This is a genomic window from Streptomyces iconiensis, from assembly GCF_028657195.3.
Lineage (GTDB): Bacteria > Actinomycetota > Actinomycetes > Streptomycetales > Streptomycetaceae > Streptomyces > Streptomyces iconiensis.
On the sequence record NZ_JANCPR020000034.1, the window covers coordinates 94,179 to 104,758 of the forward strand.

10 protein-coding genes are annotated in these 10,580 nt (G+C 71.9%); 7 read left to right on the plus strand and 3 right to left on the minus strand.

The genetic code is table 11. The annotated features are described in order from the left end of the window. The first annotated feature begins 80 nt into the window (after positions 1-80). The 5 genes from NMN56_RS29375 (at position 81) to NMN56_RS29395 (ending at position 5,901) form a co-directional block, all read left to right on the plus strand. Positions 81-494 carry a DUF3017 domain-containing protein gene (locus NMN56_RS29375; protein WP_430542736.1) on the plus strand — a complete coding sequence of 138 codons (414 nt, stop codon included), beginning with the start codon at positions 81-83 and terminating at the stop codon, positions 492-494. A 252-nt stretch (positions 495-746) separates the two neighbouring features. Continuing rightward, a complete protein-coding gene (locus tag NMN56_RS29380) occupies positions 747-1,685 on the plus strand; it encodes a peptidoglycan-binding protein (RefSeq protein ID WP_347178680.1) in 939 nt (312 codons plus the stop codon). Continuing rightward, positions 1,682-2,776: a helix-turn-helix domain-containing protein gene (locus NMN56_RS29385; protein WP_274040227.1), complete on the plus strand. Its 1,095-nt coding sequence runs from the start codon at positions 1,682-1,684 to the stop codon at positions 2,774-2,776. Before NMN56_RS29380 ends, NMN56_RS29385 begins: the two co-directional genes overlap by 4 nt. A 361-nt stretch (positions 2,777-3,137) precedes the next feature. After that, positions 3,138-4,652 (plus strand): helix-turn-helix domain-containing protein, encoded by a 1,515-nt coding sequence (locus NMN56_RS29390; RefSeq protein WP_430542737.1) that lies wholly within the window; start codon positions 3,138-3,140, stop codon positions 4,650-4,652. A 259-nt stretch (positions 4,653-4,911) separates the two neighbouring features. Further along, positions 4,912-5,901 (plus strand): malate dehydrogenase, encoded by a 990-nt coding sequence (locus NMN56_RS29395; protein WP_274040225.1) that lies wholly within the window; start codon positions 4,912-4,914, stop codon positions 5,899-5,901. 164 nt (positions 5,902-6,065) lie between these two features. Here NMN56_RS29395 and NMN56_RS29400 read toward each other — a convergent pair whose 3' ends face one another. Both NMN56_RS29400 and NMN56_RS29405 read right to left on the minus strand, forming a co-directional pair. After that, positions 6,066-6,593 carry a CGNR zinc finger domain-containing protein gene (locus tag NMN56_RS29400; protein ID WP_274040224.1) on the minus strand — a complete coding sequence of 176 codons (528 nt, stop codon included), beginning with the start codon at positions 6,591-6,593 and terminating at the stop codon, positions 6,066-6,068. Positions 6,594-6,807: 214 nt separating this feature from the next. Next, on the minus strand, positions 6,808-7,236 hold the full coding sequence (locus NMN56_RS29405; protein ID WP_274040540.1) for a MarR family winged helix-turn-helix transcriptional regulator: 429 nt from the start codon (positions 7,234-7,236) through the stop codon (positions 6,808-6,810). Positions 7,237-7,415: 179 nt separating this feature from the next. Between NMN56_RS29405 and NMN56_RS29410 the strand changes: the two genes are divergently transcribed. Beyond that, complete coding sequence (locus NMN56_RS29410) at positions 7,416-7,799, plus strand: tautomerase family protein (protein ID WP_274040223.1); 384 nt, start codon at positions 7,416-7,418, stop codon at positions 7,797-7,799. 552 nt (positions 7,800-8,351) lie between these two features. Here NMN56_RS29410 and NMN56_RS29415 read toward each other — a convergent pair. Then, positions 8,352-9,590, minus strand: a complete 1,239-nt coding sequence (locus tag NMN56_RS29415) for an MFS transporter (RefSeq protein WP_274040222.1) — start codon at positions 9,588-9,590, stop codon at positions 8,352-8,354. Positions 9,591-9,647: 57 nt separating this feature from the next. On the opposite strand from NMN56_RS29415, the gene NMN56_RS29420 reads away from it, so the two are divergent. Then, positions 9,648-10,580 (plus strand): transcriptional regulator (locus tag NMN56_RS29420; protein ID WP_283742518.1); only part of this gene is annotated, 933 nt, incomplete at its 3' end.

Sequence of the window (10,580 nt, forward strand, 5' to 3'; positions counted from 1 at the left end):
GTCCAGGCGGGACGCGGGGGCGCATCACCGGGGGCAGGTCGCACTACCGGGGGCAAGTCGCACTAATGGAAGGAGCCCCGATGAGTGGGGACAGGGCGGCGGAGCCGCGGAAGAAGTCGCGGAGGTTTCCCGCGCTCACACGGGACACCGCGCGCCCGGAGGGCGGCGGCAGGGCGATGGGCGGCGAGCACGCGGCGCCGTACCGGCAGTGGCCGCTGCTCGCCGTGTGCGCCGGTGTCGCGCTCGGCCTGCTGGTGACGGTGCTGCACTTCCGCGCGGGCACTCTCGTCATCGGTGCCTCGATGCTCGGCGGCGCCGCACTGCGCTGGTGGCTGCCGTCGGTCGGGATGCTCGCGGTGCGCTCGCGCTTCACCGACCTGCTGACCTACGGCCTGCTGGGGCTGGCGATCACGCTGCTGTCGATGATGGCCCAGCCGAGCCCCTGGCTCAGGCTCCCGTTCCTTGAGGACGTGGTGCACTTCTCGGTCCGCTGACCGAGCCGGTTCGCTGACCGGGCCTGACCGTTGGCTGGTCGGTCCTGTCCGCCGCCGTCTCCTCCGTGTGCTCCCCCCGGCGCGTGCTACGGGCGCGTCACGAACCCGTGCCGGGATGGTGGTGTGCGGGAACCTCGTGCGCGCTGCGCGCATCGTCCATGACAAGAAGGCGTGCCGGTCTGTCCGGCCGGCTCACCCGCCGCACGCTGGAGGGTGCGACGCCTCGGGGGACGGACGAACGCGGGGTGGAACATGGTGCGTTGGCAGGCACTGCCTGATTCGCTGGATCCACGAGCACGTCAACTCGTTGTACAGATGCGCAGGTTGAAGGACCACAGCGGACTCACGCTGGCGGCGCTCAGCTCCAGGACCGCGTACAGCAAGTCGTCCTGGGAGCGCTATCTGAACGGCAAGAAGCTCCCGCCACGCGCCGCCGTCGAGGAGCTGGCACGCGTGACGGACACCGATCCCACGCGGCTGTCGGTGCTGTACGAGGTGGCATGGGAGGCCGAAGCTGCGGGTGGCCGCGGGGCGCGTGAGGCGGCGCTCGCCACCGCCGGGGTGCGGGACGCGTCCGACGCGCATGAGGGGGTTGAGGGAGTCGAGGGGGCGACTGGGCGTGTGGGACCCGTCGGGTCCGGCCCGTCCGCCGCGGCCGACGGGCCGGACGTGCCGCGCCCGGAGCCGGTCGAGCGCCTGCCGCTCACCGTCGTACGGGTCGGAGGGGCGCCGCCGCCTCCACCGCCCCGGCACAGGGCTGTCGGGGGACTGCTCGTCGGCGCTGTCGCCGGGTTCGTGGTGGGACTGACCGCACTGTTCGCGATGGCGCCCTGGGACGAGGACCGCGCCGTCGAACGTACGGGTGGTCGGAGCGAACTGGTCGGTGCGCACGAGGGCGCGTTCCCGAAGCATCCGAAGGGGAAGACGTACCGCTGCGACGTTCAGCGGCACGACGGCCGTACCTACGCGGGCCACAGCGCCACCCGTCAGAAGGTGATCGAGATCAACTCCGTCGGCTGGGAGGTCGTCGAGGCGCAGTGCCTGTTGCGCGAGGCGGGCTTCTCGCCGCAGGGCACCGACGGGATCTACGGCGACAACACCGTCAACGCGGTCAAACGGTTCCAGAAGGGGCAGGGCCTCGCCGATGACGGCGCCGTCGGGCCCGAGACCTGGAAGGCGTTGCGCAAGTGAGTACCCCATGGGCGGATTCCGGGCAGGCGCTCCCGCCCGAGTGCGTCCGGCTCGCTGAGGCCCTGCGGGAGCTGAGGGCCCGCAGCGGGCTCAGCCTGGCGGCGCTCAGCTCCAGGACCGCGTACAGCAAGTCGTCCTGGGAGCGGTATCTGAACGGCAAGACACTGCCGCCCCGGCATGCCGTCGTCGCACTGTGCCAGGTAGCGCGCGCACCCGCCGGGCGCCCCCTCGCGCTGTGGGAGCTGGCCGAGGCGGTGTGGAGCGGGCGCGGGGCGGCCGGTGCGGAGCGAGAGGGAACGGCCCTCGTCCCGGGGCCCGCAGGCGCGGCGGCGACAGCGGATGCGGGGGACGGCGGAGAGGCCGCCGGCGCCGGAGAGGCCCCGGGTGGGGGAGGGGCTGTGGGTACCGGAGAGGCCGCGGGCGCGGGGGCCCGAGGCGGCGGACGGTGGGGCGGTGAAAGGTGGCGCGGCGGACGGTGGGGCGCCGTCCGGCTTGTGGCGCCGGCCGTGCTCGGCGCGGCCGTGTGCGCGGGCGCGTTCGCGCTGACGCTTCTCCTGTGGCCCTCGCCCTCGCACTCGTCCCCGCCCTCCTCGGAGCCGGCGGCACCCGGGTCTTCAGCTCCGGCCTCGTCCGCCCGTGATGAGGGCGGGGGCCAGCGGGACGGGGACGGCGGGGACGGCGGGGCCGATCGAGCGGAGGGGGCCGAAGCGGCGCGTGACGTCCGTGATGTCGTCGTCGGCTGCCGTGATGCGCGCTGTACGGGCAAGGATCCGGTGCAGATGCGCTGCGGCGCCGGCGAGCCACCACGTACTCTGCGCACGTTGCGCGTAGGGGGGCGCACTCTCGACGTCCGTTTCCAGCCGGAATGCGGCGCGGCCTGGGTGCGGATGTGGGGCCAGCGGGTTGGCGACCGGGTCGAGGTGAGGGCTCCGGGTGCCGAGCCGCAGAGTGAGGTCATCGATGACGAGTACGAGACGGGGCAGCGGCGCTCGACCCCGATGGTGGCCGTCGCCGGGGACGACATCGGGGACGTACGAGCCTGTCTTGTGTCACGGCGAGGTACCAGGGAGTGCTTCGCAGCACATACATGAGCGGTATGTCCGGGGTGTATTCGGGGTTTTTTAGGACTTATTGGCTTTCGGGGTCTGAACTGGCGTCCGAAGGTGCTGGCAGACTAGGGGTACGCGTGACCGACGGGGTGTGCGCGGGTGTGGGTATTGGCCCGTAATGCTCCCGTGCGCCCCCGATCCCGGAACTGACATCCTGGCTGTCTGCATCCCCCTGGGTAGCCAGTACGCAGCCCGGGGGGCCGCGGCGCAGTACGGGGGAAGTCAGCACTGTCGGGGGGACAAGGGGGAGGCAATGCCTCGTTGGAGGGCGCTACCGGAGGAACTGGATCCACAGATCCGGGAGTTCGCGAGCCAGCTTCGGCGGCTCGTCGACCGTAGCGGTATGAGCGTCGCCACCATCGCGGACCGCACGGGCTACAGCAAGTCGTCGTGGGAGCGCTATCTGAACGGACGGCTGCTGCCGCCGCGAGGCGCGACGCAGGCGCTGGCCGAGGTGACGGGCACCGATGTCCGCCACCTGGGCACGATGTGGGAGCTGGCCGAACGGGCGTGGAGCCGCAGTGAGATGCGGCACGACGTCACGATGGAGGCCATACAGGTCGCCCAGGCGCGGGCCGCGCTGGGTGAGTTCGGCGATGACAAGGACAGGGGACGCAGGCGCCGTAAAGGCAGGGCAGGTTCCGGTGCGGGGGGCGCGGGGGCCGGTGGCGAAGGTCCGGTGGCGCCGCCGATGCCCTCGGAACAGGCACGGGGGCAGGGAAGCGGCGGCACAACGGCGCCGCCGTCCACTTCCGGAGCCGCGTCTTCTTCCGCCGCAGCGGCTTCGGCCGCCTCGGCTTCCTCGGCCTCGCACTCTCCCAGCCAGGAGACCAGCGGGCCCGAGGACGGTACGCGCGCGCTGCGGCGACCGCCCGTCGCAGGCCAGGACAAGGGCACCGCGCGGCTCCGCAGGGACGGGCACGGTGCGTCGGGCCCGGACAAGGGGACCACGCCCCTCCGCAAGGACGTGCTCGGCGCCACGGGCAGCGCGGCCGGTACGCGCGATCGCGCACCGGGACAGCAGGGCCGCAGCCACGGCCCGCCCGTGGCCTCGCAGCAGCAGGGGCAGCAGCGGGTCGACCTCGCCGCGTGGGGCGCTTCCGGGCCAGGCGGCGCGGGTACGGTGGGCCCGGGCACCGGCGCTCCAGGCCCCGGCGTCGGCGCGCCGGGCCCCGGCGCCGGTGCGGGTGCCGGCCGTCCCGGCGCGGGCGCCATGGGCCCCGGCGCTGGAGACGGGGGCGGCCCTGCGACCACCGTGCAGCCACCCGTTCCCGCGGGCTCCGACATGCCGGGTCCCGCCACACCGGCGGCTCCGGGCGGCGGCGGTGGCGGACGCAGAGCGGTCAAGCAGGGCGCGGGACGGCGCAGGACGACGATGTTCCTCGCCGGGCTCGTGGGCGCGCTCGTCGTGATAGCGGCTGCCGTCTTCTTCATCGACCTCGGCAGCGGGGGCGACGACACGGCGTCGGCTTCGCCCTCGCCCACCAAGAAGTCGCAGAACCTGCCCTCCGGCGTGAAGTGTTCGGGCGAGGAGTGCTCGGGCAAGGACCCCGAGACGATGGGCTGCGGCGGCCAGTACGCAAAGACCACCAGCTCGGCATGGGTCGGACCCAGCTACATCGAGGTCCGGCACAGCAAGGTGTGCAAGGCGTCATGGGCGCGCATCACCAGCGCCTCGACGAAGGACGCGCTGCGCATCACGGCTCCCGGCGGGCAGGCCGAAAGCGACAAGGTCGGCACGACCAATGACGCGTACACCGAGATGGTCTCGGTGAAGAACCCGAACGACGCAAAGGCGTGTGCCACGCTCGCCGTCGGTACGAAGGGCTGCGTGACACCGGGCAAGACCGTGCAGTGACCCCCGCGGTGAACTTCGCCGCGAACCGGTGGCGCACCTTGCGGTGAACTTCGCCGCGAAGCGGCAGCGCACCTCGCGGTCAGCCCTGCGGTGCGGCGCCAGTGTCCGGCCTCGCGCCGCACCCCCGGATCCGCCCGGTACTTCGGGCCGGACCCGGGGGTGAGGTGCGTCCGGGGTCGGATAGCCTGGCTGATGGGTCTCTTGACGTAGAGAGACTTCCGGCCACCCGCCAGCCACGCCAGGTACTACGGAGAAAGCCATGACCCGCACTCCCGTTAATGTCACCGTCACCGGCGCCGCCGGTCAGATCGGCTACGCGCTGCTCTTCCGAATCGCCTCCGGCCAGCTGCTGGGCGCTGACGTGCCGGTCAGGCTGCGCCTGCTGGAGATCACCCCCGCGCTGAAGGCGGCCGAGGGCACCGCGATGGAGCTGGACGACTGCGCGTTCCCGCTGCTCCAGGGCATCGACATCAGTGACGACCCGAACGTGGCCTTCGACGGCGCCAATGTCGCGCTGCTCGTCGGCGCCCGCCCCCGTACCAAGGGCATGGAGCGCGGCGACCTGCTGGAGGCCAACGGCGGCATCTTCAAGCCGCAGGGCAAGGCCATCAACGACCACGCGGCGGACGACATCAGGGTGCTTGTCGTCGGCAACCCGGCCAACACGAACGCGCTCATCGCGCAGGGCTCGGCCCCCGACGTACCGGCCGAGCGGTTCACCGCGATGACCCGCCTCGACCACAACCGCGCGCTGACCCAGCTCGCGAAGAAGACCGGTTCCCCGGTCGCAGACATCAAGAAGCTGACGATCTGGGGCAACCACTCCGCGACGCAGTACCCCGACATCTTCCACGCCGAGGTCGCGGGCAAGAACGCCGCACAGCTGGTCAACGACGAGAAGTGGCTCGCGGACGAGTTCATCCCGACCGTCGCCAAGCGCGGCGCCGCCATCATCGAGGCCCGCGGCGCCTCCTCGGCCGCTTCGGCGGCGAACGCGGCCATCGACCACGTCCACACCTGGGTCAACGGCACGGCCGACGGCGACTGGACCTCCATGGGCATCCCCTCGGACGGCTCCTACGGTGTGCCGGAAGGCATCATCTCCTCCTTCCCGGTCACCACGAAGGACGGCAAGTACGAGATCGTCCAGGGCCTGGAGATCAACGAGTTCTCCCGTACCCGCATCGACGCTTCGGTCAAGGAGCTGACCGAGGAGCGCGACGCGGTCCGCGGTCTCGGCCTGATCTGAGGCTCTGCGCCTGCGCTTCGCGTTCTCGCGTTCTCGCGTTCGCGCGATGTCGCGATGTCGTGTTCGACGGCACGACCGAGGGCCCGTACGGAGTGATCCGTACGGGCCCTCGTCGCGCTCCAGGGTCGGTTCGCGGGCGACCGGTGGCCGGCAGCGTGGAGCGGTCATGTCCGTGGTTCGGTGCGCCGGCGGTGGCGGGCCACGGCGTCGTTGTTGGCACAGCGGACGGTGCAGTAGGCGCGGCGGCCGTTGCGTGAGGTGTCGACGTACGCGCGGGCGCACGCGATGCGGGCGCAGCGGCCGAGGCGGGTGGGAGCGGCGAAGCAGACGACGTAGGCGAGCCCGGCGGCGGTGACCGCGCGGATGTGCGCCGCGGGACCGGCGTCGGGGGCGCTGTAGTGGAGATGCGGGCCGTGGCCGTCGTGCGTCGTGATGTACGGGCGGCTCGCCGCAGCGGACAGCAGCTCGTTGACCCTGCGGCAGCGCTCCTCGGTGTCCTGTGGTGCGAAGCAGGGGGCGAGCCGGAGCGCCCAGGCCGCTGTCTCCTGCGCCTGCTCGGGGCTGAGGACGCGTTCGGCGATGTCGTGCGCCGCCAGCAGGGGTTCAAGGGCCTCCGGCGTGAAGGGCGCCGGTGCGTTCACCAGATCGGCGGCCAGCCTCGCCGCCTCGCCGCCGTAATGGTTGAAGTGCATACGTCGATGACACCACGGGCGTGGGGCGAGTTCGAGGGCCCGGCGGAGTCCTTGAGTTCTAGCGGTTGTCGCAACACCCCAGTTCAGGGGATGCGATGGACTTCAAGGGTCGGGGAGGGGTTTTCCGGGCGTACGGATGGCGGGCAGGGGTTCTCCGGGCGGCGTCCGGAAGGGGTTCTTCGAGGGCCGGGGTTCTCGGGCCGGGGCGCCGCGGTCAGTTCCCGCCGGCCTCGCCGCCTTCCTCCTCCTCCGCCGTCATCGCGTCCTCGTAGGCGCGCAACGTGCCGACTATCAGGGCGCGTTCGGCCGGCGACAGCTCGGTCATGGCGTGCCGCCACGCCGTCGCGCCACGGGCGAGCCAGCCGGCGATGGTGGGCCGCCTGGCCTCCGTGATGCTGACGATGCGGCGGCGCCTGTCCCGTTCGTCCTCGTGCCGCTCCAGTACGCCCTTACGGCTCAGCTCGCCCACCATCAGGCTCACCGTCGTGGGGGCGACCTCCAGCCGTGCGGCGAGGTCGTTGACGGTCAGCGGTCCGTCGAAGAGCAGATACGAGAGAAGCGAGAGGTGGCGGGGGGCGAGCGCCAGCGACTGGAGCTCTTCGGGCACCGGGACCCGCTTCACCCGGCCCACGATGCGTGGCATGAGCAGGAGCAGCGCACGCACGGCGTCGTCCTCGGCAAGTCCCTTCTGCTGTCTGTCCGTTGACACGGGTCCATCCTCCTCTTACCTTTGTTATCAAAGATGCTTTGCTGTCAAAGGGAGTGTCGCCAGCACGCCATGTTAGCGATCCGGGTCTTCACCTTGCCGAATGGAGTGTCGCCATGCCCCACTTTGACGTGCGGATTCACGAAGAGGCGCTGGACGGGACGGCCGAGCCCCAGTTGATCCACGAGCTGACCGAGGCGGTCGTGGCCGTGTACGGCGAGCGGTTCCGCGAACTGGTCGTCGTGGAGCTGTTCGGCATCCCCGACGGGTACTGGGGCGAGGGCGGGGTCCCGTCCCGCAAGCTCGCACCGGTGGTCACGCTGCGGCTGCGCGAAGGCGCCTTCGCCCTCCCGCAGTTCGAGAAGGCGCCGGCCCAGCTGATATCCGCCCTCACCGATGGCGTGGTGGCGGTGTTCGGCGAGGAGATACGGGAGCGCGTGACGGTACACCTCGTCAGTGTCCCCTCGGGCCGCTCGGGAGTGGGCGGCGAACTGGTCTGAGGGGGCAAGGCAGTGCACATGTAACGGTTGAACTGCTTTAGAGGGTGACGCCACGCTGCTCGTATGCGGCCAACTCCCCCAGAAAGACACCGGTATCGCGACGGAACCCTTCCCGACAGCCCTTCCGCTCGCGATTCAGCTCCCGACCATGCCCCAGGCCAAGCCCCCGTCCTCGGCTTCGCTTCGGGCCCCGCCTCCGGCCGGCGTCCCGCTTCGGGTCAGGATCCAGCCTCGGGTCAGGGCCTCGTTTCGGGCCGGAGTCCCGGCTCGGGCCCGGGTCCCGGCTGCGGACCGGGCGCGGAGGGTGGACCGGCCCCCGGCTCCAGTCCGGGGCCCGGCTTCGAAGTGGACCAGTGCCCCGTCTGCTGGCGGTCGGCTCCGGCGGGGACACACAACTGGATCCTGCGTTCCCGGCACTCCACCTCACTGGGCGAGCTGGAGTACGTCACCTGCCCGTGTGGCTGCCTCGTCGTCCTCCTGGAGGGGCAGCTCCTCACCTCCCTTGTGGGCGCGGTGAGTTCAGGGGGCGCGGCGGACTGATGTGTGCCCTGTTCATGCGCGCCGGGTGGCGGGTATCGACGCCGGGTCGTGGGGCTCCTCCGGCGTGTCCTGCGCCTTCCAGGGTTCCGGCGGGCGGCCGGGGCGCAGGCGGAGGGCGAGGCTCAGGGTGACGGCGAGCGAGACGGCGGCGAGGGCGGTCATCGCCGTGGAGGGAGAGGTGCGCTCGGCGACGGCTCCGGCGAGGGCGGCGCCCACACCCTGCATGGCGAGCATGCCGGAGGAGTGCAGACCGAGGGCGTGCCCGCTCAACTCCTCGGGGGTGAGCGTCATCAGTCGCTCCTGGAGAAGAAGGCTGGCGGCGTAACCGGCATTCGACAGCGTGACAAGGAGGAGCGCGACGGAGAGCGGGGGATGGAGGAAGAAGACGAGATACGGAGCGGCGAGCATCAGCAGCAGCGGTACCCCGAGCCGCTGCCGCCACCGCAGGGGCACAAAGCGGCCGGCCAGGGTGTCCCCGGCGAGCATGCCCAGCGCGCCACAGGCGAACAGCAGCCCCGCGTGGTGGGGCGCATAGGGGACGTAGAGGGATTCGCAGCCGACGATCAGCCCGTTGGGCACCCAGAGAGCGAGGTAGATGGAGCGACGGGGAGGGGAGGCCCAGAGGCGGGCGTTGTTGCGCCAGGTGTCCGCGACCGACGGGCGGCCGGTGGCGCGAGGTGGCCGGGCGGCGAGGCCGAACCGGGCGACGACGGCCCCCGCGAGGTACAGCGCGGCACCTGTCAGCAGCACGCCGCGTGGGGAGAGCGTGACCAGGAGGATGCCGCCGAGCGCGAAGCCGCAGATCTGCATCGTGCCGGCCGACATGTTCAGCACGGAGCGGCCCAGCAGGTATCCCTCCTTGGCGAGGATCTCGTTGAGGAGGCCGTAGCGCACGCCGCCGCCCAGGGAGGCCAGCACGCCCAGCACCAGCAGCACCGTGAACGCGGCCCACACCGGTAGCCCGGGCACGGCCTGGACCGTGGTGCCCAGGGCGAAGGCGAGCAGCAACGCGGTCATCGTGGCGCGCGGAGGCAGCCGGTCCGCCGCCGACAACAGCGTGGCCGCGCCGATGAGTTGGGCCAGGGACGGGCCGAACATCGCGAGGGAGGACAGAAGGGGCGAGCCGGTCGCCTCGTAGATCAGAGTGCCAAGAGCCAGTCCGCTCACGGTCTGTCCCGCGACCTGGAGTGTGCTGGTCAGAAAGAGAGGGGTGAACTCGGGAGCGCGGAACAGCTCGGTGTAGGTGCGCATGGGGAGAGTCTTGGGTGGGAGGAAGGGGATCGTTACTGTTTCGCAGGGAGGCGAAACATGGGGTGGTGGCAGGTCAACGCGGACACGCTCGCGAGCAGCCGGTTCGTCATCTCGCCACTGGCCGAGACCATCGCGAGCCTGAAGGTCCTGCAGCGCGGAACCGCTACCCATCCCGGCGAACGGGCGTGGCTGGGCACCCACCTGGGGGCCTACCGGCGCCGGCTCGCCCGCGACCCCCTCGCGGCGCACATCCTGCGGGCGGCCCTGCGGCCTCGATGGAACGCGGACTACCTCACCCCACCGCCCGAGTTCGAAGGCGAGGCCGACTTCGCGCACGAGGTGGCATCCGTACGGGAGACGCCGCCCGAGGCCGCGCGGAGAGACCTGGTTGTGGCGCTTGAGGAACGGCTGCCCGCCCTGCTGGAGCGGGACGACCTGCCGGAACGTACGGCGGACACCTTGGAGTGGGTGTGGCGGGAGACGGTGCTGCCTTCCTGGCCCCGGCGGCGACGGGTGCTGGAGGCGGACGTGGTGGCTCGCACGGCCCAGTTGAGCCAGGGCGGCTGGGCGGCGGCGCTGGATGACATGCGGCCGGGGATGCGCTGGCTCGGCGACAGCAGATTGCAGATCAACTCGCGCGACTACCCACCGCGCGAACTGGCGGGCGCCCGGCTGATGTTCGTTCCCGTCACGCCGTGGCAGAGCTGGGTCGCCTGGGACACGGGGCTGCCGGGGGCGGCGACTCCCGCCGTACCCGAGGTCAGTGGCGCCGCCGGGGGCGGGGTCGGGGGCGCCCCGGACGGCGGGGCCGGGGCCGAAGCCGGGGCCGTGGGTGAAGGCGTGGGCGATGTCCGGGCCCGGGCCGGGGTCGGGGGCGAAGCCAGGGTCGGGGTCGCTGGCGGGGATGCCGTCGTCTACGCCGCTGGTAGTGCCGCCGTCACTCAGGCAGTGGCCGGGGCACGGGCAGGGGGCGGGGGCGGAGCTGGTGGG